The organism is Micrococcus sp. Mcc89, from assembly GCF_024519795.1.
GTDB lineage: Bacteria > Actinomycetota > Actinomycetes > Actinomycetales > Micrococcaceae > Micrococcus > Micrococcus luteus.
The window spans coordinates 1-25,680 of sequence record NZ_JALJRI010000009.1 but is presented as its reverse complement, the minus strand read 5'-3'; the positions used below and the strand labels follow the sequence as shown (position 1 = coordinate 25,680).

Genomic DNA, 25,680 nt, shown 5'->3' with positions numbered 1-25,680 from the left:
CGCTCGTCTCATCTCAGCCCGGCCCTCGTGCCAAGAACCTCATGACCCACAACAGGTAGTCGCCCGTGACGTCGCGCAGCACGCCCATCAGCAGTGGGCCCAGGGCGAAGCCGGCGTACATGCCCATCGAGTTCGCCCCGGTCGCACGGCCGAGCCGCTCGGCCGGCACCTCGCTCAGCAGGCCCGCGTTGACCACCACGTTGGCGCCCAGCACCGTCAGGCCGTGCACCGCGGCGCCCACCCACAGCAGGGCCGGCAGGTCCAGCAGGTCCGCGGCGAGGAACACCGCGACGCCGGCCACCGCACCCAGGCAGATCACGGCCAGCAGGGTGGTGGGCCGGTCTCCGGAGCTCATCCGCCGGCTCCACCCGATCCGGGAGAGCACCCCCACCACCCCGGACACGGCCGCCGCGGCGCCGCCGGCCACGAGCGTCATTCCCAGCGTCTCGACGGCGAACAGCGGCAGGTACGTGTTCGTGGCCTGCATGCCCAGGCCGGTGAGGAACGCGATCGCCGCGAAGAACCAGACCGTGGCCGGCAGGGGCGAGGTCTCCCGCCGTCGTCGTCCGCCGGCGGGGCCGGTGGCCGACGGCGGCGCCCCGGGCAGCGGCGGGGCGGCGACCAGGGCGAGCACCCAGAGCGCCCCGATGAGCACCGCGGCCCCCAGCGCGGCGCCCGTCCAGCCCAGGGCGAGGGACGCGGCCGGGAAGAACAGGCCGCCGACCAGCTGGGCCGCCTGCACCCCGGACTGCTTCACCCCGACCCACCCGATGCGCCTCTCCGGCGGCACCACGGTGCGGATGATCCGGTTCGTGGTGGGGTTGGAGATGGCCTGCGTGACGCCCGCGACGGCGGCCGCCGCGTACAGCACGGGCAGGGACGGGGCGACGGCGCCGAGCACGAGCGCCGCGGCGGTGCCGCCGAAGATGATGCTCAGCTGCGCGCGGGCGGACAGGCGGTCGGCGACCCGGCCGAGGCCGAGGGAGGTGACGGCGGCCGCCGCGAACACGACCGTCATCACGGTGCCGAGCTGGCCCGAGGTGACGTCGAGCCGCTCCATCACGACCGTGGAGGAGGCGGAGACGCCGTAGTTGAACAGGGGCCCGGCGCCCATCGCCGCCAGCAGCACCCACAGCAGGGCCGCGGAGGGGCGGCGAGCGGCGGGGGCGGGCAGGGTCACGGCCCCAGGCTACGACCCCTCACGCGACGAGGCGGGAAATCTATCTCATGGGCGCCCGGGGGCGTCGTGTGAGGTGGATTTCCCGCCTCGAAAGCGGGGGTGACTGCGGGGGTGGGTCAGCCGACGCGGCCCTCGCCGCGGTGCTCGCCCTCGACGCGGCCGGTGGTCCCCCGCTGGGTGACCTCCTCGCCGTCCTGGCGCTCGGGCCGCTCGCCGGCCTCCGCCGGCAGGCCCTCGTTCTCGTCGGTGGGCGTCTCGCCGGCGGTGGCGGCGGGTGCCGGATCCTGCGGGGCCCGACGACGGCCGCCGTGCGGGGACAGCGACTCACCCTCACCCAACGAGCTGACGCGCGGCATCGGCGACGTCGTCAGCGGCACGGACTCGGTCTGCCGGGCGTCGACGAGCGTGGAGCCCGTCCCGGAGATGGGGGAGCCCTGCACGGGGGCGCCGGCCGCCTTGCGGCCCGGGATCAGCAGCTCGGAGCGCCACTCGGGGTCGCGCTCGGTGAGGTAGTCCACGCGGGCGTGCTCGCCGAAGTGGTCCGCGTCCGCCTCCTCCCAGTCCATGGCCCAGCCGGCGGGCGGGTCGTTGAGCAGCTCGTCCGTGCGCAGCCAGTGGTAGATGGACGCGTACGAGCGGGTGCTCAGGTGGTCCACGCGGCGGCGCAGCATGCGGGTGTTCAGCTGGGACGGATGCGTCAGGCCCATGGACGCCATGATCTGCACGGCCTCGCGCACGGTCAGGCGGTGGTAGTTGAAGACGCGGTTGCCCTTGTCCTCCACGTCGAGGGCGCGCATCAGACGCGGGTCCTGCGTGGCCACCCCCACGGGGCACTCGTTCGTGTGGCACTTCTGCGCCTGGATGCACCCGGTGGCCATCATCATCGCGCGGGCGGACATGGTGAAGTCCGCGCCCTGGATCAGACGCTTGACGATGTCCGAACCGGTGGCGACCTTGCCGGCCGCGCCGAGCTTGATCATGTGGCGCAGGCCGGTGCCCACGAGCGCGTTGTGCACGAGCATGAGGCCCTCGGTCAGCGGGGTGCCCACGCGGTCCGAGTACTCGAGCGGGGCGGCGCCGGTGCCGCCCTCGGAGCCGTCCACGATGATGAAGTCGGGGGCGATCCGCTCCTCCCAGATGGCCTTGGTCATGGCCAGCACGTCCACGCGGGAGCCCACGCAGAACTTGATGCCGATCGGCTTGCCGTCCGAGAGCTCACGGAGCTGCTCGATGAACCTGACCATCTCGCGCGGGGTGCGGAACGCGGAGTGGGACGCCGGGGACAGGCAGTCCTTGTCCATCGGGATCTCACGGGCCTCGGCGATCTCGGGGGAGATCTTCTCCTTGGGCAGCATGCCGCCCAGGCCGGGCTTCGCGCCCTGGGAGATCTTGATGGTGATGCCCTTGACCTCGGGCAGCAGCGCCTTCTCGGCGAACTTCTCCGGGCTGAAGGTGCCGTCCTCGTTGCGGCAGCCGAAATAGCCGGAGCCGATCTCCCAGAACAGGTCCGCGCCGTTGCCGCGGTGGTACTTGGTGAGGCCGCCCTCGCCGGTCTCGTGGATGAACCCGCCCAGGCCGGCGCCCTTGTTCATGGCGATCACGGCGTTGGCGGAGAGGGAGCCGAAGGACATGGACGAGATGTTCATCAGCGAGATGTCCACGGGTCGGCGGCAGTCCGGGCCGCCGATCCGCACCGTGGGGGGCTCCTCCGGCGGGTTGACCGGGGCGGTGGAGTGCAACAGGAACTCGTAGCCGATCTCCGAGGTGTCCCGCTCGGTGCCGAACGCCTTGTGGCTGTCCAGTCCCTTCGCACGGGCGTAGACGATCGAGCGGGTGTCCCGGTCGAACGGCTTGCCGTCGAAGTTGCGCTCGATGAAGTACTGCTGGATCTCGGGGCGGATCGACTCCAGCAGATACCGCATGTGGCCGAGCACGGGGTAGTTGCGGAGGATCGCGTGCCGCTTCTGGGTCATGTCCCACACGGCGAGCACGAGCAGCGCCACCAGGAGCACCGCCAGCACCCACCACGCGCCGCCGCCGATGGCGGCCACCAGCACGACGACGAGCGCGGCCAGCGAGAGGGTCGCGACGATCAGGAGTCTGTTGTTCACCCGACCATCGTGCCCTATATCACTCGAACGTTCATCCTTGCCGCACTGTGTCGAGGTCCCACGTGTGGGGCAGGGGCGTCCGGGCCGACGGCAGGGCCACGCTGCGCCGCCACTCGTGCAGCCACTCCGGCGGCGTCGGCTCCCCCGCGAGGTCGTGGCCGGCCGCCGCCGCGATCGCCCGGACCTCGTCGTTCTCCACGGGGCGGCCGTCCTTCTTGCGCAGGCGCGTGCAGATGTACGCGCGCACCGCGACGTCGCCGTCGACCACCACGCGCTGCTCGAACCACACCGCGCGCTCATCCAGGCCGATCATCCGCGTCTCCACGTCGAACCGCTGCCCCAGGGTCACCGAGCGGCGGAACGCGATCTGCTCGGCCTGCACCACGGGCGTCCAGTGACGACGCCGGATCTCGTCCCACAGGCCGGTGCGGACCATCGCGTCGAAGCGGCCGAGGTCGAACAGCCCGAAGTACTGGCCGTTGTTGACGTGCAGGGCCATGTCCACGTCCGTGGGCAGGGCGCGCATCGGCAGCGTCGTCGGCTCCCAGAGTCCGGCGCGCGGGCGGCGGCGGGCGCGGGCGACGACCCAGATCGTGCGGGGGATCAGATGCATCGGAGGTTCCTCCTCGGGGTCACAGGACCCCCTCGGTCAGATGGTCCGGCGTGCCGAACCGGTGGGCGGTCACGGACACGGCCTGTTCGTGCAGGAACGGCAGCAGCTCCACCTCGCCGGCGCTCACCACGGGGCCAGCGTAGACCGCCACGTCGGGGGTGTCGCCGAGCGCCGCGTGCAGCGCGCTCCGCGCCGCCTCGGCCGCCTCCCGGTCGCCGGTCCAGTCGGCGACGAGCCGGATCCGTGCGTCGCCGCCGCCCTCCGCTGCGGGCGGGATGAGGGCCAGCCGCCGGGCGCGGTCGTGGAACGCGGCGTCATCCTCGACGACGACGTCCACCGGCGCGGCCGTGCCGGCACCCTCCGTGCGGGCGGACCGGACCAGCTCCTCCACCCGGCCGCGCACGGCCTCGGCCGAGAGTCCGTCCACATCGGGCCCCTCCGCGGTGGGGGTCGGGCGCAGGCTCACGGTCATGGGCGCCCCGGCGCGCAGGCCGGCGGAGACGATGCGCAGCAGGTGGTCGGCGGGCCCCGAGTGCCGCCGCACGAGGACCGGGGTGGGGACGTGACGCAGCACGTTCCGCTCGGCCTCGAGCGCGGAGACGTCCGTGGCCACCCCGAACACGGTGGTCCACGCGTGGGTGTCGAGGGCGCGGGCGGTCTCGAGCCAAGACGCGCCCGCACCGTCGGCCTCGGCCCCGGGCCGCCCCTCTCCCCCGGCCCACGTGGGCGCGTCCTCCCAGTCCACGAGGCCGTGCAGGTAGTGCGGCCCGCCGGCCTTCGTGGTGGGGCCGACGACGGAACGCTTCCAGCCGCCGAAGGGCTGGCGGCGCACGATGGCCCCGGTGATGCCGCGGTTCACGTAGAGGTTGCCGGCGCGCACGCCGCGCAGCCACACGTCGATCTCCTCCCGGTCCAGCGAGTGCAGCCCGGAGGTGAGGCCGTAGTCCACGGCGTTCACGATCCCGATCGCCTCCTCGAGCGTCTCGGCCGTCATCACGGCCAGCACGGGGCCGAAGTACTCGGTGAGGTGGGCGTCGGCGCCGGGGCGGACGCCGGAGCGGATGCCCGGGCTCCACAGGCGACCCGTCTGGTCCAGCTGCCGCGGACGCAGGGCCCACCGCTCTCCCGGGCCGAGCTCGGTGAGCCCGCGACGCAGCTTCTCGCCGGGGGCCTCGATCACGGGGCCCATCTCGGCGCGCGGGTCCACGGGGTGCGCCACGTGCAGGGACGAGGCCGCGTCCAGCAGCTGCCGGTGGAAGCGCTCGGAGGTGCCCACGGAGCCGACGAGCACCACGAGGGAGGACGCCGAGCACTTCTGGCCGGCGTGACCGAACGCGGACTGGACCACGTCCTTCGTGGCCAGGTCCAGATCCGCGGACGGGGTCACGATCACGGCGTTCTTGCCGGAGGTCTCGGCGAGCAGGTGCAGGTCGGGGCGCATCCCCTTGAACAGCCGTGCGGTGTCCCAGCTGCCGGTGAGGATGAGCCGCTCGACGGCCGGGTCGGTCACGAGCGCCGCGCCGACCTCCGCCTCGTCCTCGTCCGCCAGCGTCACCAGGCGCACGAGGTCCGCGGGGTCGTGCCCGGCGAGCGGGCCGCCGTCGTCGAACAGGCCCGAGTCCCGCAGCCCGGCCACGATCAGCTCCCACGCGACCGCGCCCGTCCGCTCGGACTGCGGGGCCGGCTTGAACACCACGGGCGAGCCGGCGCCGAGCGCGGCGAGGACGCCCCCGACCGGGATGGCCACGGGGAAGTTCCACGGCGGGATCACCAGGGTCAGGCGGACGGGCACGGCGCGGGCGCCCTCCACCGCGTCCAGGCCGCGGGCCAGGCGCGCGTAGTAGTGCGCGAAGTCCACGGCCTCGGAGACCTCGGGGTCGCCCTGGTCCAGGGTCTTGCCGGTCTCGGCGGCGGCCACCTCCAGCAGGCGGGCCCGGCCGGCGTGCAGGGCCCGTCCGACGGCGTCCAGCGCGTCGGCGCGCTCGTGGCCGGTGAGCGCGCCCCAGCGGGCGCCGGGGTGGGCGGTGGCGGCGATGGCGGCGCGGGCGTCGTCGGCCGTGGTGGCGCGGTGGGCGCGGACGGTGTCCGTCCCGAGGTCCGAGCCCGGGACGGCCGCGAGGATCCGGCGGGCCCACTCCCGGTTGCCGGGCAGCGCGGGGTCCGTGTCCGGGGTGTTGGCGAAGCCGTCCACGGGGGCGGGGGTCGGCCCGTCCTCCCCGCGGGACCGGTCCTGGAGGCGGTTCGGACGGGGCACGGCCGCGTCCAGGTGGCGCAGCGAGGCGCGGAAGCGCTCCTCCTCGCGGGCGAACAGGTCCGCGTCCGCGTCCAGGTCGAACACGGCGGACATGAAGTTCTCCGGGGAGGCGCCCTCCTCGAGGCGGCGCACGAGGTAGGAGATCGCCACGTCGAACTCCTCGGGCCGCACCACGGGCGTGTAGAGCAGCAGGGCGCCGACGTCGGCCCGGACGGCGGCGGCCTGGCCGGTGGCCATGCCGAGCAGCATCTCGAACTCCACCGCGGCCGGGTCGAGCCCGCGGCGCTCGATCAGCCGGTGGGCCAGGGCGACGTCGAAGAGGTTGTGCCCGGCCACGCCGATGCGCACGTGGGCCAGATGCTCCGGGGTGAGCGCGTAGTTGAGCACGCGCTTGTAGTTGGTGTCCGCCTCCTGCTTCGAGCCCACCGTGGCCAGCGGCCAGCCCGTCAGGGAGGCCTGCATCCGCTCCATGGGCAGGTTGGCGCCCTTGACCACGCGCACCTTGACCGGGGCGCCGCCGGCGGCGACGCGGCGCGCGGCCCACTCCTGCAGGCGCACCATGGCCGCGAGCGCGTCCGGCAGGTAGGCCTGCAGCACGATGCCGGCCTCGTAGTCGCGCAGGCCCGGCTGCTCGAGCAGGGCGGTGAACACGTTGAGCGTGAGGTCGAGGTCGCGGTACTCCTCCATATCCAGGTTGATGAAGGTGTCCCGATCCCGGGCGAGCTCGAACAGCGGGGTGAGCCGCTCGGTGATGTCCGCGACGGCCTCGTCGAACGCGTAGGGCGCGTGCGGGGCGGTGGCGGCGGAGACCTTCACGGACACGTAGTCGACGTCGTCGCGGCGGATCAGCGCGGCGATGCCCTCGAGCCGGCGATCCGCCTCGCCCTGGCCGAGGATCGCCTCGCCCAGCAGGTTGATGTTCAGCCGGGTGCCCTCGTCGCGCAGGGCCGCGATGGCCTTGCCGAGCTGTCGGTCCCGCGCGTCGACGATCAGGTGGGAGACCATGTGCCGCAGCACGCCGCGGGCCGTGGGGACGGCGATGCGCGGCACGAGCGGGGCGGCGCGGCCGCCGACGCCGAGGACGGCGCGCAGGGCCGGGGGCAGGAAGCCGGGGGCGCGGCCGGCGAGCTCCCGCAGCGCCCGGGCGGCGATCGCGGGGTCCTCGGGGCGGACCACGTGGTCCACGAAGCGCACGATGAAGTCGAGGCCGCCCGGCTCCTTCAGGGCGCCCGCCAGCTGGCGGGCCGCGAAGTCGGCCTCGTGGTCCCGGGACTCGGCGAGCCAGCGCCGCACCTGCGCGACGGCATCGTCGGCGAGGGCGTGCAGGTCGGCGGGGTCGGGGATCCCGCCGGTCGCGCCGAGGACCCGGTCGAGATCGTCATGGTCCTGGGCGGAGAACATCGCGGTCATGGCCGCACTCTGCACGTGTTCCGGGTCACAGGTCAAACCGCCGCGGCTTCCTGTCAGACGCCTATGCTCGATGGACATCCCCTCGCCGCGCGCCCGCGCGTCGCCGCCGTCTTCCCAGGAGCCCGTCCGCCATGGCCGCCGCCGACCCCGCCCCCACCGACGCGCGGGAGCGCCGGGACGTCGTCGTGCCCGTGCCCGGACCCGAGGACCCGCCCGAGCGGGCCTGGCTCGTCCTGCCCCACCGCCACCCGGTGCCGACGCTGCTGGAGGAGACGCGGGACGCCGTCGTGGGCCTGGCCGAGACGCTCGCCGCCGTCCTGCCGGTCACCGTGCTCGCCCACCCGCGCGACGCCGGGGCGGCGCGGCTGGTGCCCCCGGAGGTGGACCTGCTGCGCGCGCCCGTGGGCTCACCGCTGCTGGGCCGCACCGGGCCGAGCTTCATCCGCCGCCCCGAGGGCCTGGCCGCCGTCGCCTGGCGCAGCGCCGCGGGCCTGACCGGGACCGGGCCCCTCGACGGCGCGGCCGCGACGGCCGTGGCGGAGGCGGCGGGACTGCCGCTGCTCACCCCCCTGCTGTGCGCCCCGCGCGGGGCCTGGGTGACCGACGGCGAGGGGACGGCCGTGGTGGCCGCGGACCCCGTGCTGGACGGACGGATCAACGGCGCGTGGACCCCCGGCCAGGTGGCCGCCGAGTTCGCCGCCCTCCTGGGGATCACCCGGGTGCTGTGGCTGCCGCCGGCACCGCGGCCGGACACCGGGCCGTGGGGCGGGCCCGGCCACCTGGCCTCGTGGGTGCGGCTGCGGGGCGACGGCGAGGCCGCCGTGCACTGGCGCGGCGACCGGTTCCACCCCGAGCACCCCTACGCCGCGGCGGCGCTGCGCTTCCTGCAGGGCGCCGACGACGCCGCCGGCCGGCCCCTGCGCGTGCGCACGGTGACCGGGGCGGCGCAGCCCGCCGCGTACGACCCGGCCGAGCGGGGCCCCCGCTCCCTCCTGGACACGCTGCCGCTGGGCGCGGCGGTGCTGCGGCCGGCGTTCGAGGACGCCGCGGGTGAGGAGGCCGCGGCCGCCGCGTGCTCGGCACTGCACCCGGGGCTGCCCCAGCTGTCGTTCCCCGCCCCGCCGCTGCTGCGGCTGGCCGGCGCGCTCAACGACCTGGTGCTGCTCCAGCCCCGCCCGTGACCTCGTCCGCCGCGGGGCCGTCGTCGTCCCCGCCGTCCGCCGGGGCGCGGTCCTCGTCCTTCCCGTGCGCGTCGGACCGCCAGGCCGCCGGGCGCAGCCGTTCCAGGAGCGAGGACTGACGGCGCTCCATGCCCTTCAGGTCCGAGGCGATGAGCGCGTTGATCCAGCGGGCGTTCGGGTCGGCGTCGATCAGCACGGCCTTGGCCAGCAGCGTGCAGGGCAGCGCGAGGATGGCGCCGAGCGGGCCGAGGACCCAGGCCCAGAAGAGCAGGGAGAGGAAGCTGACGGTGGGGATCACGCCGATCGCGTCGCCGGCCACCTTGGGCTGGATCACGGACTGCAGCACGAAGTTCAGCACCGAGTAGCTGACCACCACCCACAGGAAGTCGGACCAGCCGCCCGCCGCCAGGCCCAGGACGGCCGGCGGCAGCAGGCCGATGATGAAGCCGATGTTCGGGATGTAGTTGGTGAGGAAGCTGAGCACGCCCCACACGAGCGCGAGCGGCACGCCGATCAGCATGAGGGCAATCACGTCCAGCACCGCCACGATCAGGCCGAACACCGTGGTGACCACCCAGTAGCGGCGCACGCCCTGGGCGAACTCGACCAGGGCGTGGCCGAACTCGTGGCGGGCGGTGCTGAGCAGGCGGACGCGGCGTTCGACGTCCATCGAGTCCATCGCGAGGAAGAACATGCCCATGATCACGGTGACGAGCAGGCCGAAGACCGCGTAGACGTTCGTGGCGATCTTCGTGATGGCGCTGACGGCCGTCCCGGTCACGGTGCTCATGTCGATCGAGGCCAGCTGCTGGGACACCATGTCCGGGGTCACGCCGCGCTCGTTGAGCCAGTGCGAGACGTCCAGGACGATCTGCTGGAAGCGGTCCGCGTACTTGGGCAGCTCCGCCACCAGCTCGAGGCCGGACCACACCATCATGCCCCCGAACACGGCCATCACCGCGACGACCAGCAGGACGGTGGTGGCGGCCCCGAGCACGGGGTGCAGGCCCCGGCGGATGAGCCAGGCCTGCAGGGGGTAGGCCACGATCACGAGGTTCAGCCCCAGGAAGACGGGCGCCGCGATGGAGGCGATCCCCTGGAAGAACTGCACCACCAGCACCAGGCCCGCGAGCGTCAGGACGATCACCAGCATGCGCGGCCACATGCGGTGGGGGCGGCGGATGTCCCAGTCGGAGGCGGGGCTGGACGAGGCGGGCGGCGGGGTCACCCCCGCGGGCTGTGCGGCGCTCACGCGGGCAGTCTATGCGCGGGCCGGACGGGGTAGGGTCGGGACCAGTCCACATCGACAGGGGAGCGCCCGCGCGGCGCTGAGAGTGCGGTCCGCCGCAGACCCTCGAACCTGCTCCGGTCCGCACCGGCGAAGGAAGTCGAGTCTCCCGGTCGACGTCGTCCCGGGATTCCGGTGGCGGCCTCGTCCCGGCCCCTCTGCCGTCCCAGACAGAGGAGAACCGCCATGTCCCGCACCCCGCACCGCGCCCTCGCCGCCCTCTCGGTGGCCGCCCTCGCCCTCACCGGCTGTTCGGTGTCCGGCTCGTCCGGCGACGGGGCGTCGTCGTCCGCCTCCGGGGCCGGCGGCGAGTCGACGACCGTGACGATCATGACGCACGACTCGTTCAACCTGCCCCAGGAGCTCGTCCAGAAGTTCGAGCAGGAGTCCGGCTACACCCTGAAGACCACGGCCCCCGGCGACGCCGGCAGCGTGGTGAACCAGCTCCTGCTGGCCAAGGACGAGCCCACCGTGGACGGCGTCTACGGCGTGGAGGACCACTCGGCGCACCGCCTCGTCCGCGAGGGCGTCGTCGCCGCCTACACCCCGAAGGACCTGCCCGCCTCCGTGCAGGACCGGATGGTGGAGGACCGCATGACCCCGGTGGACCAGGGCCAGGTGTGCTTCAACACGGATCCGGCGTGGTTCACCGCCCACGACGTCGAGGCCCCCACCTCGATCGACCAGCTCGACGACCCCGAGTACGCGAAGCTGACGGTCGCCACCTCCCCCGTGGCCTCCTCCCCCGGCCTGGCGCTGCTCGCGGCCACCACGGAGAAGTACGGCGACGACGGCTGGCGGGACTGGTGGCAGGGCCTGATGGAGCACGGCGGCAAGGTCGCCGACAGCTGGTCCGACGCCTACAACTCGGACTTCTCCGGCGGCGAGGGCAAGGGTCAGTTCCCGGTGGTGCTCTCCTACTCCTCCTCCCCCGCGTTCGCCCCCGAGACCGAGGTGATCGAGGACTCCTGCACCCCGCAGGTCGAGTACGCCGGCGTGCTCGAGGGCGCGAAGAACCCCGAGGGCGCGCAGGCGTTCGTGGACTTCATGCTCACCGAGGAGGTCCAGTCCGCCCTGCCCGAGTCGATGTACATGTACCCGATCGACGAGTCGGTGCAGCTGCCCGAGGAATGGGCGCAGAACGCGCCGCTCGTCGAGGACGCCATCACCCCGGACCCCGCCCGCATCGACGAGCGCCGCGAGGACCTGCTGAAGGAGTGGACCGCCCTGGCCGAGGCCTCCCGGCGCTGATGTCCGCGCTCACCGAGGTCGCGGCCCCCGGCACGGACCTGCCGCGCCGGCGGGCGCGCGGCCGGGGGGACGGGCTCAGCCCGTGGTGGCTGGTGGCCGCCGTCCTGCCGGTCGCCTTCCTGCTCGTCTTCTTCGCGTGGCCCGTGGCGGCCATGCTCTGGCGCGGGATCGGCGGCGACGCCGACGCGTTCACCGGCGCCGTGGACCTCACCGCCTTCGGGGAGACCCTCGCCCGCGAACGCACGTGGCGCATCCTCGGCCAGACGCTCGGGATGGCCGCCGCCGGCACGGTGGTCTCGGTGGCGCTCGGCCTGCCGACCGCGTTCGTGCTGCACCGGCGTCGCGTCCCGGGGCGGGCCGTGCTCCGCGCCCTCGTGCTCGTGCCGTTCGTCCTGCCCACGGTGGTGGTCGGCGTCGCGTTCCGCGCCCTGCTCGCCCCCGGCGGACCGCTGGGCTTCACCGGGCTGGACCAGACGACCACCGCCGTCGTGCTGGCCATGGTCTTCTTCAACGTGTCCGTGGTGGTGCGCCAGGTGGGCGCGCTGTGGAACGCGCTGGACCCCCGCCAGACCGAGGCCGCCCGCACCCTGGGCGCCTCGCCGTGGCGGGCGTTCCGCACCGTGACGCTGCCCCAGCTCGCCCCGGCGATCGCCGCGAGCGCGGCCCTGGTGTTCCTGTTCTGCGCGTCCGCGTTCGGCATCGTCCAGACGCTCGGCCGGCCCGGCTACGGCACGCTCGAGTCGGAGATCTGGGTGCAGACCTCCGTCTACCTGGACCTGCGGACCGCGGCGGTGTTCTCCGTGCTGCAGTTCGCGGTGGTGCTGGCCGCCGTCGTGGTCTCCGGCGTGACGGCGGCGCGCACCCAGCGGGCGCTGCGCCTGCGGGAGACGCCGCCGGCCCGGCTCACGCGCGCGGACGCGGTCCCGGTGGCCGTGATGCTCGCGGTGGTGGCGCTCGTGGTGGCCCCGATCCTGACGCTCGTGGTGCGCTCCTTCCACACCCGCCATGGCTGGGGGCTGGGCAACTATCGGCTGCTGTCCACGAGCGCGGGCAGCGGGTTCGTGGGCGGGTCGACGCCGGCCCAGGCGCTCGAACAGTCCCTGCGGGTGGCCGTGGACGCCACGCTCGTGACGCTCGTGGTGGCCGTGCCGCTGGCCCTGCTGCTGACCCGGCCCTTCCGTTCACGCGCGGCGCTGGCGGCCCAGCGGGCCCTCGACGGCGCCCTGCTCCTGCCGCTCGGGGTGTCCGCGGTGACCGTGGGCTTCGGCTTCGTCGTGTCCCTGCGGGCCGCGTTCCCGGAGCTGGCGGCCTCGGGCGTGCTCGTGCCGCTGGCCCAGGCGGTGGTGGCGCTGCCGCTCGCGGTGCGGGCGCTCGTGCCCGTGCTCGCGGCGGTGGACCCGCGGCTGCGGGAGGCCGCACGCACCCTCGGGGCGGGCCCGTGGCGGGTGCTGGCCACGGTGGACGGCCCGTTCCTCGCCCGCGGCGTGGGCGTGGCCGCGGGCTTCGCGTTCGCGGTGTCCCTGGGTGAGTTCGGGGCCACGAGCTTCCTGGCGAGCCCGTCCGCGCCCACCCTGCCGGTGCTGATCGCCCGGCTGCTGGGCCGGCCGGGCGCGGACAACTACGGGATGGCGCTCGCGGCGGCCACGGTGCTGGCCGTGCTGAGCGCCGGGATCATGCTGGTGTGCGAGCGGCTGCGCCCCCGGGGCCCGGCCGGGGCGGGAGGTCTGTGATGACGCCGACGACGACGGGGGCCTCCCTCCGGCTGCGGGACGTGGCGATCCGCTACCCGGACGGCTCCACCCCCGTGCGGGGGACGGACCTGGACGTGGCCGCCGGGGAGATCGTGGCGCTCGTGGGCGCCTCCGGCTCGGGCAAGTCCACCATCCTGCGCGGGATCGCCGGGCTCGAGGACGTCGTGGCGGGCACGGTGGAGCTCGACGGACGGGACGTGGCCGCGGTGCCGACGCACCGCCGGGGCGTGGGGATGGTGTTCCAGGACGGGCAGCTGTTCCCGCACCGGACCGTGGGCCGGAACGTGGCGTACGGCCTCGAGTCCGCCGGCTGGGACCGGGCCCGGCGGCGGGCGCGCGTGGCCGAGCTGCTGGACCTGGTGGGCCTGACCGAGCTCACGGACCGGCCCGTGCAGCGACTCTCCGGCGGGCAGGCCCAGCGCGTGGCGCTCGCCCGGTCGCTGGCCCCTGCCCCGCGGGTGCTCCTGCTGGACGAGCCGCTGTCCGCGCTCGACGCGGACCTGCGCCGGCGCCTGGCCGAGGACATCCGGGCGGTGCTGCGGGCGGCGGGGACGACCGGCGTCGTCGTCACCCACGACCTCGCGGAGGCCGCCGTGATGGCCGACCGCACCGTGCGCCTCGGCGCGGGGGGACGCATCGCGGCGGAGGAGGACGGCCCGGCGGTAGCCTCTCAGGCATGACCCCGCCCGCACCCCGCCCCCGGCTGACCGCCCAGGACGTGGTGGACGCCGCCGTCGGGATCCTGCAGGACTTCGGCATGGGCGACCTGTCCATGCGGCGCGTGGCCGGGGTGCTGGGCGTGCAGGCCTCCGCGCTGTACTGGCACGTGCCGGACAAGCAGTCGCTGCTGGCGCGGGTGGCGGACCGGATCGTCGCCGAGGCGGAGGAGACCGTGCGGGCTCGCCGCGTCACGGACCTGGCGGGCCGCGCCGAGGTCGCGGAGGCCGCCCTGCTGCGGCACCGGGACGGGGCGGACGTGGTGCTCTCCGCCCTCGCGCTCGGGCTGGGCGGCCTCGGCCTGCACCGTCTGCTCACCGAGGCGGCGGACACCCCGGAGGACGGGGAGCGGGCCCTGGCGCTGCTGCTGGGCACCGTGTCCCTGCGGCAGCAGCGCGCGCAGGCGCAGGCGCTCGGCGTGCCGACCGGCCCGGACGTGCAGCGGCACCGCACGGACCCGCTCTGACCCCTCGTCCGACGCCGCCGCGCGGGAGGCCGAGGAGAGGAGACCTGCCTCCTCACAGGTGCGCTCGGTAAGGTCGCCCAGAGCAGAACAGGTCGGGACGGGTCGTCCCCTTCGTCCACGGCGATCCCGCCCGACCGCCGCAGGACCAGCATGGCCCGCCGGACCCGGCTCACAGTTCCGGCGCGGTCCCCTTCGACACAGCCGGCGAAACCATGGGAGCACGGATCAACCACCCGCGGACGGTCGTGGACCGGACGCTGCATCACGACGTCGAGGCCGCACACCCCGCGGCGCTCGTCGACGTGGGCTGGGACTTCCGTGGCCCGGGCGCCAAGGCGGAGGAGCAGCACCGCCCGCTGCGCGTGGTCCGGGCCCGCCGGCCCCGGGGCACCCCGCGGGACCGGAACGGCGTCGACCTCACGCGCACCGGCCCCGTCGTCCCCCGCCCCTCCCCGCCGCGCACCCGGATCCGCCGGGACGGCGTCCGCGTGGTGGCCAGCCCGCTGGCCATGCTGCCCGGCGTGGACCACGGCCCCGCCCTCCGCCTGGACCTGCACCCGACGACGGGGGGCATCGTCTACGTGGCCCGCGAGCTCGAGCTGCGCGAGCTCGGCGACGACGTCCGCGGCCACGTCTACACCGGGATGGTCGGCACGGCGCATCTGAGCGCCTTCTGGTCCACCGTCACCGTCGACCTGCCGCCGGAGCGCCCGGTGATCGTGCGGCTGGGCTCGGACCGGGACGCCGAGCTGCTCTCCCTGCTCGAGGTCCTCGCCCCCGTGGACACGCGCGTGGTCTCCTACCGGCTCGACGAGTCCCCCGTGGGCACGCAGCGCTCCAGCTACCTGCTGCCGGACGTGGACCCGGAGACGGTCGCCCAGACGGGCGCGGCCCGGATCCCGCTCGAGGCCATCGAGGCCGCCCAGGAGGAGGAGGACGCGCTGCGCCGCTCCTCCGGCGTCTTCCTCTCCCGCCGCCGCACGGACCGCTTCCTGCGCCGCAACCTGCCCGGGGTGACCCACAGCCTCACGTTCGCGGACGAGGCGGACGTGACGGACGTGTACGTGGACGGCTCCGTGCTGCGCGGCTCCCGCATCGGCGGGGCGGCCGCCGTCGCCGGGCCGAGCATGTGGGCCGTGCAGGCCGTGGCCGGGGCCACGATGCCGCTCGAGGTGGAACTCGAGGCGCTCGTGCTGGGGCACGTGATCTGCGCGTGGGCGGGCACCCCCGGCGGCCGGGTCACCATCCACTCGGACTCGCGCGCCGCGCTGGCCCTGCTCAACGCCGCCCGCCGCGAGCGGCTCACCCTCGGCGGCGCCCGGGGCGAGCGCATCCGCCGCACCCTGCGGCGCCTGCTGGCCGCCGTCGACCTGGCGCAGGCCGCGGACGTCCAGGTGGACACCACGTGGGTCAAGGGCCACGTGGGCGTGCACGGCAACGAACTGGCCGACGACCTCGCCCGGGCCGCCGCCCGCCACGCCAGCGTCGGCACCCCCGAGGGGGACCTGCCCGAGCGGATGGGGCAGCTGATCCAGCTCCGCGTCGAGGACGACGCCGCCGCCGGCTGACCCCGGCCCCGATTCCGCGTCCTCCGCCCCAGCCTCTAGGGTGGGGCTGTGGAAGCGACAGTGGAACAGATCACAGCGGCCGTCACCGCCTTCAACGACAAGTACTGGTACGTCGTGATGGCGCTGCTCTTCGTGGCGGGGGTGTGGTTCACCATCCGGACCGTGGGCGTGCAGGTGCGCATGCTCCCGGAGATGCTCCGGTCGGTGACGGCCAAGTCCCAGACCGGATTCGAGAACGACGGCGTGAGCCCGTTCCGCGCCTTCACCATCTCGGCGGCCTCGCGCGTGGGCACCGGCAACGTGGCCGGCGTGGCGATCGCGATCGTGATCGGCGGCCCGGGCGCCGTGTTCTGGATGTGGCTGCTGGCGATCATCGGCGGCGCCACCGCGTTCGTCGAGTCCACGCTGGCCCAGCTGTACAAGCAGAAGGGCGCGGACGGCTACTTCGGCGGGCCCGCGTACTACATCCGCGACGGTCTGGGCGCGAAGTGGCTGGCGGCCGTGTTCGCCGTCGCCATCACCGTGACCTACGGCTTCGTGTTCAACGCCGTGCAGTCCAACTCGATCTCCGAGTCCGTGCAGGCCAACTGGGGCGCGTCCTCCACCACCGCGTGGATCGTGGGCCTGGGCCTGGCCGCCCTCACCGGCCTCGTGATCTTCGGCGGCGTGCGCCGGCTCTCGGCCGTGACCAACGTGCTGGTCCCCGTGATGGCCACGTTCTACATCTTCCTGGCCCTGATCGTGATGGTCGTCAACATCACCGAGGTCCCGGGCATGATCGCGCTGATCGTGGGCCACGCCTTCGGCCTGCGCGAGGTCGCGGGCGCCGCCGTCGGCATGACGATGGTGATGCAGGGCGTGCGCCGCGGCATGTTCTCCAACGAGGCCGGCATGGGCTCCGCCCCGAACGCCGCCGCCACCGCGGCCGTCTCCCACCCGGCCAAGCAGGGCTTCGTGCAGTCCCTGGGCGTCTACTTCGACACCCTGATCGTGTGCTCGGCCACCGCGTTCGTCATCCTGCTCTCCAACCCGGCCTACGGACGCGGGGAGGCGCTCGGCATGCAGGTGACCCAGGGTGCGCTCCAGCAGGCCGTGGGCGCGTGGGCCGGCCCGGCGCTGACCGTCATCATCTTCTTCCTGGCCTGGTCCTCCGTGCTGGGCAACACCTACTACGGCGAGGCCAACATCCGGTACCTGGCCGGCCGCCACGCGGGTCGGGCCATCACCGTGTTCCGCGTGCTCGTGCTGGTGTGCGTGGTCGGCGGCGCGCTCGGCTCCGTGGCGCTGGTGTGGAACCTCGCGGACACGTTCGCGGCCCTCATGGCGACCATCAACCTCGTGGCGATCATCCCGCTGGGCGGGCTGGCCGTGAAGCTGCTCCGGGACTACGAGCGCAAGCTCAAGGCGGGCATGGATCCGGGCTTCCACCTCTCCGACCTGCCCGAGGCGCGGAACGTGGCCCTCTGGAGGGACGAGCCGAAGACCTCCCCGCTCCAGGACTGACGCCCCCGCCCGCGCGTTTCGAGGCGGGATATCGACCCCATCTGGCTGCCGCGGGCGGCCGTGGGGTGGATATCCCGCCTCGATGCATGAGGATGCCCGGTCTGGACACCGTGCGGGGGTTGACGCCTAGGTTGAGGCGCACCCGACCGGCCACGCACGAGTGGCCGGCACGACGTCCGAGGAGGACACCATGGGCATCCTCTCCAGCCTCACCCGCACTCTCGGCGGCGGTGGCCGCCGCTCCAGCCGACCCACCATCGGTGCGCACATCGGCCGGTCCCCCGGCTTCGGCCGGCAGGCCCGCTCTCAGGGACGCCGGTCCAGCGGCCTGGGCGGTGCCCTCCTGGGCACGCTCGGCGGTCTGGCGCTGCGTGAGCTCTCGCGCCGCGGCGCCGGGGGCACGACGCGCGGGCGCAGCTCCGGTGCGTACCGCGGCGGCTTCGGACCCTCGGCCCGGTCCACGGGCGGCCTCGGCACCGGCCTGCTGGGCGGGCTGCTCGGCGGGGCCCTCGCCTCCCGCGGCCGGTCCGGTGCCGCCGGCCGACGCACGGCGGGTGGCCGCCGGACCGTGGGCGGCGGCTTCTGACCGCTGCGACGGCGCGGCGTCGCAGCTGAGCGGCATCACCGCGGAGCGGACACGACCACGGGGCGGGCACCGACGGATCGGTGCCCGCCCCGTGGTCGCGATGGGCCGGTGGCGTGCTCGAGGCGTCTGCGCCGCGGCTCAGCCGAGGCCGGCGACGCGGCCCAGGATGAACACCAGGACGCCGATGACCACGAGGGCGATGATCAGCCCGAGCACGATCTTGCCGGCCGAGCGCTCGCCGGTCTGCTCCACGTCCATGCCCGGGTTGCTCGGGCCGACGCCTGCGCCCTCGGCTGGGGGCGTGTCGCCGTCGAACGCGACGCCGGAGGTCTCGTCCGTCGCCTCGCGTGCGCGCCGGGCGTCCTGGGGGTCGGGGGTGTGCGGGGTGGCCATGGCCGGCTCCTCTCGTCTCAGCGGCACGGGTGCGTGCCGCTGGCCCTCACGGTAGGCCCGGGGCAGGGGGTCCTGACCAGGGCGAGGCGACGCCCGCCCCAGCGCTTTCGTGGCCGAAACGGCGCGCCCCGAGCCGCTTTCGTTGACGAAACGGCGCTCCTCCAGGCCGCCGCAACGGATCCCGTCACACTCTTGATCGTTGGATGTCCAAGCAATAACGTGATCGGCGTCACGTCCCCGCCGTCCGGAGGAGCCCCCATGCCCGAGGCCTACATCATCGACGCCGTCCGCACCCCCGTGGGTCGCCGAGGGAAGGGGCTCGCCGGCGTACATCCCCTCGATCTGGCGGCCGCGCCGCTGCGCGAGCTCGTCGCCCGCCAGGACATCGACTCGGCCGAGTACGACGAGGTCATCCTCGGCTGCATCGACCAGCTCGGCCCACAGGCCATGGACGTGGCGCGCAACGCCTGGCTCGCGGCCGGGCTCTCCGAGGACGTCCCCGGCACCACGGTCGAACGCCAGTGCGGCTCCGGCCAGCAGGCGGTCCACTACGCCGCGCAGGCCGTCATGAGCGGGACGGCGGACCTCGTCGTCGCCGGTGGCGTCCAGTCCATGAGCGCGATCCCGCTCTCCCGGTCCAACACGGCCGCCCACGAGCTCGGCTTCCCCGACCCGTTCACCGGCTCCGAGTCCTGGGCCGCCCGCTACGGGGACGAGGAGATCTCCCAGTTCCGCGGGGCCGAGATGATGGCCCGGCACTGGAACCTGGACCGGGACACCCTAGAGGAGTTCGCGGTGCGCTCCCACGAGCGCGCGCTCGCGGCGCAGGCCGACGGTCGCTTCGACCGCGAGATCATCCCGCTCGCCGGCCTCACCGCGGACGAGGGGCCGCGCACCCCGGACGCCGCGAAGATCGCCTCGCTCGACCCGATCGTCCCCGGCGGGCTGCACACGGCGGCGTCGGCGTCGCAGATGTCCGACGGCGCGGCCGCCCTCCTGCTCGCCTCCGAGGAGGCGGTGCGTCGTCACGGCCTCACCCCGCGTGCACGCATCCACCACATCTCCGCGCGCGGCGCGGACCCCGTCATGATGCTCTCCGCCCCGATCCCGGCGACGGCGTACGCGCTCGATCGCATGGGCCTGACCATTGACGACATGGACCTCGTGGAGATCAACGAGGCGTTCGCCGCCGTCGTGCTGGCCTGGCTGACCGAGACCGGCGCGGACCCGGCGAAGGTCAACGTCAACGGCGGGGCGATCGCCCTGGGCCACCCCATCGGCGCCACCGGCGCCCGCCTGATGACCTCCCTGCTGCACGAGCTCGAGCGCACGGGCGGCCGCTACGGCCTGCAGACCATGTGCGAGGGCGGCGGCCAGGCCAACGTCACCGTGATCGAACGTCTCTGACCCATCCCCCGGAGGTTTCCATGCCCGACCAGATCACCCACCCCACCGACGCCGGCCACCTCTCCCCCGCCCCGGAGGACACGATCGGCCGCGTGTTCGCACGCGCGGTCGCCCGCTCCCCGCAGGCCGTCGCCCTGCGCTTCGAGGACCGCGACTGGACCTACGCCCAGCTCCGGGACGGAGCGCACCGCGTGGCCCGCCGCCTCCAGGACACCGGCCTGCCGGCCGGCACCCGGGTGGCCGCCTACGCCACCAACTCGGACGCCTACGCGCTGCTCTTCCTCGCCTGCGTCACGGCCGGCTACGTGCACGTGCCCGTGAACTTCGCGCTCAAGGGCGGCGAGCTCGCCCACGCCCTCGAGGACTCCGGCGCGGAGCTGCTCGTGGCCGACGCCGGCATGCTCGGGCGCGTCGACCAGGTCCGGGCCGAGGGCCGCGCGTCGGCTCTGCGGCACGTGTGGACCATGCTCCCCGCCGGCCACGCCGAGCCCTCTGTGCTGGAGACCGCCCGGGACGAGACGTTGGACGCCGCCGCCCCGGAGGCGGAGGTGTCGGCCACCGACCTGGCCCAGCTGCTCTACACCTCCGGCACCACCTCCACCCCCAAGGGCGCCATGATGTCCCACCGGGCGCTCGTGGCGGAGTACCTCTCCTCGATCATCGCGCTGGACTTCACGGCCGAGGACCGCCCCCTCGTGGCCATGCCGCTGTACCACTCGGCCGCGATGCACGTGTTCCTGCTCCCCTACCTGAGCCTCGGCGCCACGGTGCGCCTGCTGCCCGCCCCGGACATCCCCCGGATGCTCGAGCTCGTGGAGACCGAGCACATCGGCTCCCTGTTCCTGGCGCCCACCGTGTGGGTGCCGCTGGCGAACCATCCGGACCTGGCCACGCGCGACCTCTCCTCGCTGCGCAAGGCCCAGTACGGGGCCTCGATCATGCCGGTGACCGTGCTGCAGCGCCTGCGCCAGAGCCAGCCGGGCATCGGCTTCTACAACTGCTTCGGCCAGTCCGAGCTGGGCCCGCTGTGCACGGTGCTGCGCCCCGAGGAGCACGACGCGAGGCCCGCCTCGTGCGGCCGCCCCGTGTTCCACGTGGAGGCCCGGGTGATGACGGCCGACGGCGCCCCCGCTGCGCCCGGCGAGCCCGGCGAGATCCAGTACCGCTCGCCGCAGCTGCTCTCCGGCTACTGGAACCGCCCGGATGCCACCGCGGACGCGTTCACCGACGACGGCTGGTTCCGCTCCGGCGACCAGGTCACCCAGGACGCGGCCGGCTACATCCAGGTGGTGGACCGCATCAAGGACGTCATCAACACGGGCGGCGTGCTGGTCGCCCCGCGGGAGGTCGAGGACGCGATCTACGAGCTCGACGAGGTGGCCGAGGTCGCCGTCATCGGCCTACCGGACGAGCGCTGGATCGAGGCGGTGACCGCCGTCGTCGTGCTCAAGGAGGGCGCCGAGCTGACCGCGGAGACCGTGCGCGCCCACGTGAAGGAGCGGCTGGCGGGCTTCAAGGTGCCCAAGCGCGTGGACTTCGTGGCGGAGCTGCCGCGGAACCAGTCGGGCAAGCTCCTCAAGCGCGCGCTGCGCGCCGAGCGGACGCAGGAGGCCCGGTGACGCGCACGCAGAAGCCGACCTACGACGTCGTCACGCCCCTGGACGTCGACTACCTGGACGCGTTCGGGGAGGCCACGGACGAGGACCGCGCGCACTGGGACCGCGCCCGCGCCTACGGCCGGGAGGTGCTCGAGCGGATCGACGGGCACTGGGACCGGGCGGAGTACCCGTTGGACCTGGTGGCGCGGGCGGGCGAGCTGGACCTGCTCACCGACGGGCTGGAGGTGCCGGGGCACGCGGTGATGTCCCCGTTGGCGGCGGGTCTGGTGGCGATGGAGATCTCCCGGGCGGACGGGTCGATGGCGGCAGCGGCGGCGGTGCAGGGCGGGCTCGTGCTGCGCGCCCTGGTGCACTGCGCGAGCCCGGGGCAGAAGGAGCGGTACCTCGAGCCGGTGGCGCGCGGCACGCTGCCGGGCGGGTTCGCGCTCACGGAGCCGCTGCACGGCTCGGACTCGGTGTCCCTCGAGACGTCCGCGCGGCCCGACGGCGCCGGCGGCTGGGTGCTGAACGGCGCCAAGAAGTGGATCGGCAACGGGGCCGCCGGGGGCATCACGATCGTGTGGGCGCGGGACACCGAGGACGGCCAGGTCAAGGGGTTCGTGGTGGAGCAGTCCACGCCCGGGTACGAGGCCGAGGTGATCACGGGCAAGGGCGCGCTGCGGGCGATCCACCAGGCCGAGATCACGCTGACCGACGTGCGGGTCGGCGACGACGCGCGGCTGCCGGGCGTGGCGACGTTCAAGGACGCCGCGCGCGTGCTGGTGGCCACCCGCGTGAACGTGGGCTGGTCCGCGCTGGGCCACGCGACCGCCATGTTCGAGGCCGCGCTGGCCTACGCCCGGCAGCGCGAGCAGTTCGGCAAGCCGCTGGGAGCGCACCAGATGGTGCAGGAACGGCTCGCGCAGATGCTGGACGAGGTGACCGCGATGCAGACCCGCTGCGTGGCCGTGGCCCGCCTGCAGGCGGCCGGGCTACTGCGCGACGAGCAGGCGTCCCTGCTGAAGTACGCCTGCACGCGGGGCGCGCGGCGGGTGGCGCAGATCGCCCGGGACATGCTCGGCGGCAACGGCATCCTCCTCGAGCACCGGGTGATGCGGCACTTCGCCGACGTCGAGGCGCTGCACACCTACGAGGGCACCGAGTCCGTGCAGGCGTTGATCCTCGGCCGGGACCTGACCGGGATGAGCGCGTTCGCGTGAGCGCCTCCCTCAGGGCGCGGAGACGACCCCCACGCCCACCCGGGGCAGGCTGCGGTCCACGACCAGCTCCAGCCGACGTTCGTGGAACCGTGCGCCGAGCAGCTCCTCGAGGTCCTCGACGAGGTGCACCGTGATGGTCTCGATGACCGCCGCGGTGTCCTCTCCGTCCCGCAGGATGCAGTCCACCTCCAGCGCGGGGGCGGAGGGGGTGCCGGTGATGGCGAACCTGGCCTCAGCGACCTCGGGGAACACGGTGACGGCCCGCGCGGCACTCATGGCCAGGAGGGCGCAGCGCTGACGGAAGGCGGCGGGCTGCGGCGCCGGGGACTCGAGGACGGGCGGGACGGCGGACAGGGTCCGCCCCATGGCCTGGGGGGCCTCCAGCGTTGCTGTCATGACATTCCTCTCGCCGCGGCCCGGGCGCCCCCTCACAGAGATCGCCGTGACCTGGAAAATGTTAGTCTAACTATGCGTTAGGAAGACTAACCAAATTTTCGGGGTGACGTGAACAGGGAGGTTCAAGAGCGCATGGGTGAGGAGCACACCACGCTGACCAGCACGGATGGCGAACCGACGTCGGGCTACTGGTACACCCGCGGCGCCCGCGAGATCGAACCTGTGGACGTGCTCAACCTGCTGCGACGCTACCGGGAGGCCGAACGGCGCATGCGCGCCCGCACCCGGGACAGCATGGGGATGGGAGAGACCCACCTGTCAGCCCTGCGTTACCTGCTGCGGGCCGACCGACGCGGCCACAAGGTCCGTCAGCGGGATCTGGCCAGCGCCCTGGAGATCACCCCGGCCTCCGCCAGCGCCCTGGTGGACCGACTGGTCCGAGACGGCTACGCCCGACGGGCGCCCCACCCACAGGACCGCCGATCCGTGGTGGTGGAGCCGACGGCCAAGACGGACCACGAGGTCCGCGCCACCCTGGGCGCCATGCACCGCAGTATGCTCGCCGCGGTGGAGGGCCTCACCCCGGCCGAGCTCGCCGGCGCGGCCGCGTTCCTGCGGGCCCTGATCCGCAGCGTGGAGGAGCATGACGAGGACGAGGCGGACCAGCCCGCGTGAGGAACAGACTCAGCGGAACAGGTCCCAGACGCTGAACGTGGTGCGCTTGTAGACCGCGTTGTAGGCGGCGCGCTTCGGATCGCGCACCCACCCCATGCCCGGCCGGCCGTCCTCGCGGCCGGCACCCGTGCCCCGCACCCGCCAACCCCAGGAGCTGACATGAGCACCGCACCCACCCCTTCTTCCTCCGACGACGCCCCGGCCGTCCTCGTCGAGGCGCGGCCCGGCGTCGTGCGGCTGACGCTGAACCGGCCCGCGAAGGGCAACGCGCTCGGACTGACGATGGCGCGCGAGGTGCTCGCGGCGATCGCCAAGGCCGAGGCGGACGAGTCCGTGCACGTGCTCACGCTGACCGGCGCGGGACGGATCTTCTGCGGCGGCGGGGACGTCCAGGCCATGGCCGCCGCGCCTGCCGGGCCGGAGCGGCGCGCGATGATCCAGGAGCTCGGCGAGGCGGCGGGCGAGGTCGCGGTGGCGCTGACGGGCTCTCGCCTGCTGGTGCTGGCCGGCGTCAACGGGACGGCCGCCGGGGCGGGGCTCGGGCTCATGCTGGGCGGCGACGTCGTGCTGGTGCGCGAGGACGCGCAGCTGGTGACGGCGTTCTCCGCGCTCGGGATGACACCGGACACGGGCGTGTCCTACTGGCTGCCGCGGGTGCTCGGGCCGGTGCGCGCGACGCAGCTGCTCCTCGGCGGGCGGCGCCTGAACGGGACCGAGGCCGTCGCATGGGGCCTGGCGACCGAGGCGGTGGCCGGCGGCGCGTTCGCGGCGCGTCTGGCGGAGCTCGAGGACGATCTGGTGGCCGGTCCGGCGCACACCTATGGGCCGACGAAGGCGCTGGCGCGCGGGGCCGACGTCGAGGCGCTGCGCGCGCATGTGCGGCAGGAGGCGGCGTCGATCGCGGCGGCGTCCGAGCACCCGGAGGCCGTGCGGCGGGTGGAGGCGTTCGCGGGCCGGTGAGAGGTGGGCGGCGGCGCGGGCCGTGAGTGGCCAGGCCGGCGGCGCGTGTTCAGCGGGCCGACCCCGGCCGGGTCCGCGAGGGCGTGGAGGTCACTTGAACATCTTCAGGACGTCACCCAGGCCGACCGTGGTGCGCCGGTAGACGGCGTTGTAGGCGGCGCGCTTCGGATCGCGCAGCCAGCCCATCCCCTTGCGGCCGTAGCCGGGGATGACCTTGCGCTTGATCGCGCGCTTGGCGCGGCCCGTGGTGCGGGCCTTGATGGACTTCTTCAGGCTGGGCTTGCGGAGACCGATCTTCATGGGGCGAGCGTACTGGGTGGGGTGGACGGGGTGGCTGGGCGGCTAGGGCATGTCTGACAATCGTTTTGACCATGCGAGCACCGCGTTCAACACCACGGGGGCCCGGTAGACGATCGCGTACTTGTCGTACCGGGTCGCCAGGCCTCGCCATTGCTTCAGGTGCGCGTACTGGCGCTCGATGACATTGCGGCCCTTGTAAGCCTGCGAGTCCAGGCCCACGGGCCGGCCGCCGGCTGAGCCGCGGCGTCTGCGGTGGTCCTGCTGGTCGGTCGGCTCGGGGATGACCGCCTTGATGCCGCGGGCACGCAGGTGGGTGCGGATCGCCCTGGAGGAGTAGGCCTTGTCGCCCAGCAGGGCCTCGGGGCGGGTCCGGGGCCGTCCTACCGGCCGTGCCACACGCAGCCGCCCCAGTAGGGGCAGCAGCATCGGGGAGTCTCCTGCTTGGCCGGGGGTGATCAGACTGACCAACGGCAGCCCGGTCCCGTCCACGAGCTGATGGATCTTCGTGCTCAGCCCGCCCCGAGAGCGCCCGATGCCGTGATCGGCTGGCTCTTCACGCGGATTCCTGTAGTTCGACCCATCCCCCTGTGTGGCGGGTGATGTTCGTGGCGTGCTGGTGGGCGCGGGCGATCGTGGAGTCCACCGAGACCGACCAATCCACCAGACCTTCGGTGTCCGCGGCGGCGGTCAGCGTCGCCAACACCGTGTCCCATGTGCCTTCTTCGGCCATGCGCCGATGCCAGGTCCACACGGTCTGCCAAGGCCCGTAGACCTCGGGCAGATCCCTCCATGCAATCCCGCACCGGTACCGGTAGATGATCGCCTCCACCATGGTGCGGGCGTCGGCGAACG

23 protein-coding genes and 1 riboswitch are annotated in these 25,680 nt (G+C 74.0%); of the genes, 13 read left to right on the top strand and 10 right to left on the bottom strand.

From position 1 onward, the window contains the following. Positions 1–13: 13 nt before the first annotated feature. The 4 genes from NR072_RS00875 to NR072_RS00860 all read right to left on the bottom strand — a co-directional run bounded on the left by NR072_RS00875 (position 14) and on the right by NR072_RS00860 (position 7,568). A complete protein-coding gene (locus NR072_RS00875; RefSeq protein ID WP_256835827.1) occupies positions 14–1,180 on the bottom strand; it encodes an MFS transporter in 1,167 nt (388 codons plus the stop codon). A 116-nt stretch (positions 1,181–1,296) separates the two neighbouring features. Further along, the gene (locus tag NR072_RS00870; RefSeq protein ID WP_230259748.1) at positions 1,297–3,291 is read right to left on the bottom strand and encodes an FMN-binding glutamate synthase family protein; all 1,995 of its coding nucleotides are present in this window, start codon (positions 3,289–3,291) and stop codon (positions 1,297–1,299) included. A gap of 31 nt (positions 3,292–3,322) precedes the next feature. Then, a complete protein-coding gene (locus NR072_RS00865) occupies positions 3,323–3,904 on the bottom strand; it encodes a thioesterase family protein (RefSeq protein WP_230259749.1) in 582 nt (193 codons plus the stop codon). Positions 3,905–3,923: 19 nt separating this feature from the next. After that, on the bottom strand, positions 3,924–7,568 hold the full coding sequence (locus NR072_RS00860; RefSeq protein ID WP_256835823.1) for a bifunctional proline dehydrogenase/L-glutamate gamma-semialdehyde dehydrogenase: 3,645 nt from the start codon (positions 7,566–7,568) through the stop codon (positions 3,924–3,926). A 131-nt stretch (positions 7,569–7,699) separates the two neighbouring features. On the opposite strand from NR072_RS00860, the gene NR072_RS00855 reads away from it, so the two are divergent. Then, positions 7,700–8,749: an agmatine deiminase family protein gene (locus NR072_RS00855; RefSeq protein WP_041102659.1), complete on the top strand. Its 1,050-nt coding sequence runs from the start codon at positions 7,700–7,702 to the stop codon at positions 8,747–8,749. Here NR072_RS00855 and NR072_RS00850 read toward each other — a convergent pair. Beyond that, entirely contained in the window at positions 8,715–10,001 is a 1,287-nt protein-coding gene (locus NR072_RS00850; protein WP_144825191.1) for an AI-2E family transporter, read from the bottom strand. The two genes, NR072_RS00855 and NR072_RS00850, sit on opposite strands and share 35 nt — an antisense overlap. Positions 10,002–10,047: 46 nt before the next feature. Further along, positions 10,048–10,153, top strand: a riboswitch (TPP riboswitch). A gap of 70 nt (positions 10,154–10,223) precedes the next feature. On the opposite strand from NR072_RS00850, the gene NR072_RS00845 reads away from it, so the two are divergent. From NR072_RS00845 to NR072_RS00815, 7 genes are all read left to right on the top strand, one after another. Next, complete coding sequence (locus NR072_RS00845; protein WP_256835819.1) at positions 10,224–11,288, top strand: thiamine ABC transporter substrate binding subunit; 1,065 nt, start codon at positions 10,224–10,226, stop codon at positions 11,286–11,288. Continuing rightward, on the top strand, positions 11,288–13,018 hold the full coding sequence (locus tag NR072_RS00840) for an iron ABC transporter permease (protein WP_256835817.1): 1,731 nt from the start codon (positions 11,288–11,290) through the stop codon (positions 13,016–13,018). Before NR072_RS00845 ends, NR072_RS00840 begins: the two co-directional genes overlap by 1 nt. Further along, positions 13,018–13,719, top strand: a complete 702-nt coding sequence (locus tag NR072_RS00835; RefSeq protein ID WP_036316162.1) for an ABC transporter ATP-binding protein — start codon at positions 13,018–13,020, stop codon at positions 13,717–13,719. Before NR072_RS00840 ends, NR072_RS00835 begins: the two co-directional genes overlap by 1 nt. Beyond that, positions 13,716–14,222 carry a TetR family transcriptional regulator gene (locus NR072_RS00830; protein ID WP_115165839.1) on the top strand — a complete coding sequence of 169 codons (507 nt, stop codon included), beginning with the start codon at positions 13,716–13,718 and terminating at the stop codon, positions 14,220–14,222. The genes NR072_RS00835 and NR072_RS00830 overlap by 4 nt, the downstream gene beginning before the upstream one ends. A 212-nt stretch (positions 14,223–14,434) precedes the next feature. Continuing rightward, positions 14,435–15,790 carry an RNase H family protein gene (locus NR072_RS00825; RefSeq protein WP_256835814.1) on the top strand — a complete coding sequence of 452 codons (1,356 nt, stop codon included), beginning with the start codon at positions 14,435–14,437 and terminating at the stop codon, positions 15,788–15,790. Between the two features lie 60 nt (positions 15,791–15,850). Continuing rightward, positions 15,851–17,293, top strand: a complete 1,443-nt coding sequence (locus NR072_RS00820) for a sodium:alanine symporter family protein (protein ID WP_095694964.1) — start codon at positions 15,851–15,853, stop codon at positions 17,291–17,293. A gap of 190 nt (positions 17,294–17,483) precedes the next feature. Continuing rightward, positions 17,484–17,879 carry a hypothetical protein gene (locus tag NR072_RS00815; protein ID WP_063188917.1) on the top strand — a complete coding sequence of 132 codons (396 nt, stop codon included), beginning with the start codon at positions 17,484–17,486 and terminating at the stop codon, positions 17,877–17,879. 138 nt (positions 17,880–18,017) lie between these two features. Here the strand turns inward: NR072_RS00815 and NR072_RS00810 are convergent, their stop codons facing one another. Further along, positions 18,018–18,272 carry a DUF6480 family protein gene (locus NR072_RS00810; protein WP_095346987.1) on the bottom strand — a complete coding sequence of 85 codons (255 nt, stop codon included), beginning with the start codon at positions 18,270–18,272 and terminating at the stop codon, positions 18,018–18,020. Between the two features lie 258 nt (positions 18,273–18,530). On the opposite strand from NR072_RS00810, the gene NR072_RS00805 reads away from it, so the two are divergent. From NR072_RS00805 to NR072_RS00795, 3 genes are read left to right on the top strand one after another with little or no spacing between them, the layout of a single operon-like run. Continuing rightward, positions 18,531–19,679 (top strand): acetyl-CoA C-acetyltransferase, encoded by a 1,149-nt coding sequence (locus tag NR072_RS00805; RefSeq protein WP_115165836.1) that lies wholly within the window; start codon positions 18,531–18,533, stop codon positions 19,677–19,679. Between the two features lie 20 nt (positions 19,680–19,699). Further along, the gene (locus NR072_RS00800; protein ID WP_256835811.1) at positions 19,700–21,298 is read left to right on the top strand and encodes a fatty acyl-CoA synthetase; all 1,599 of its coding nucleotides are present in this window, start codon (positions 19,700–19,702) and stop codon (positions 21,296–21,298) included. Then, positions 21,295–22,497 carry an acyl-CoA dehydrogenase family protein gene (locus NR072_RS00795; RefSeq protein WP_256835810.1) on the top strand — a complete coding sequence of 401 codons (1,203 nt, stop codon included), beginning with the start codon at positions 21,295–21,297 and terminating at the stop codon, positions 22,495–22,497. Before NR072_RS00800 ends, NR072_RS00795 begins: the two co-directional genes overlap by 4 nt. A 9-nt stretch (positions 22,498–22,506) precedes the next feature. Here NR072_RS00795 and NR072_RS00790 read toward each other — a convergent pair whose 3' ends face one another. After that, on the bottom strand, positions 22,507–22,893 hold the full coding sequence (locus tag NR072_RS00790) for a hypothetical protein (RefSeq protein WP_044658809.1): 387 nt from the start codon (positions 22,891–22,893) through the stop codon (positions 22,507–22,509). 132 nt (positions 22,894–23,025) lie between these two features. On the opposite strand from NR072_RS00790, the gene NR072_RS00785 reads away from it, so the two are divergent. Further along, on the top strand, positions 23,026–23,568 hold the full coding sequence (locus NR072_RS00785; protein WP_002857975.1) for a MarR family winged helix-turn-helix transcriptional regulator: 543 nt from the start codon (positions 23,026–23,028) through the stop codon (positions 23,566–23,568). Between the two features lie 9 nt (positions 23,569–23,577). Here the strand turns inward: NR072_RS00785 and NR072_RS00780 are convergent, their stop codons facing one another. Then, positions 23,578–23,706: a hypothetical protein gene (locus tag NR072_RS00780; protein ID WP_256835808.1), complete on the bottom strand. Its 129-nt coding sequence runs from the start codon at positions 23,704–23,706 to the stop codon at positions 23,578–23,580. A gap of 21 nt (positions 23,707–23,727) precedes the next feature. Here NR072_RS00780 and NR072_RS00775 point away from each other — a divergent pair, with 21 nt between their 5' ends. Further along, positions 23,728–24,528, top strand: coding sequence for an enoyl-CoA hydratase/isomerase family protein (locus NR072_RS00775; RefSeq protein WP_256835806.1), 801 nt, complete (start codon positions 23,728–23,730; stop codon positions 24,526–24,528). A 90-nt stretch (positions 24,529–24,618) separates the two neighbouring features. On the opposite strand, the gene NR072_RS00770 is transcribed toward NR072_RS00775, so the two are convergent. Then, a complete protein-coding gene (locus tag NR072_RS00770; protein ID WP_002857973.1) occupies positions 24,619–24,828 on the bottom strand; it encodes a hypothetical protein in 210 nt (69 codons plus the stop codon). 42 nt (positions 24,829–24,870) lie between these two features. Continuing rightward, positions 24,871–25,680 (bottom strand): IS5 family transposase gene (locus NR072_RS00765; protein WP_256835805.1). Its coding sequence is split into 2 segments (ribosomal slippage), with 809 coding nucleotides annotated over them: positions 24,871–25,407 and positions 25,409–25,680; the frame shifts between segments, so codons are not numbered across the junction. This gene is flagged as partial in the annotation.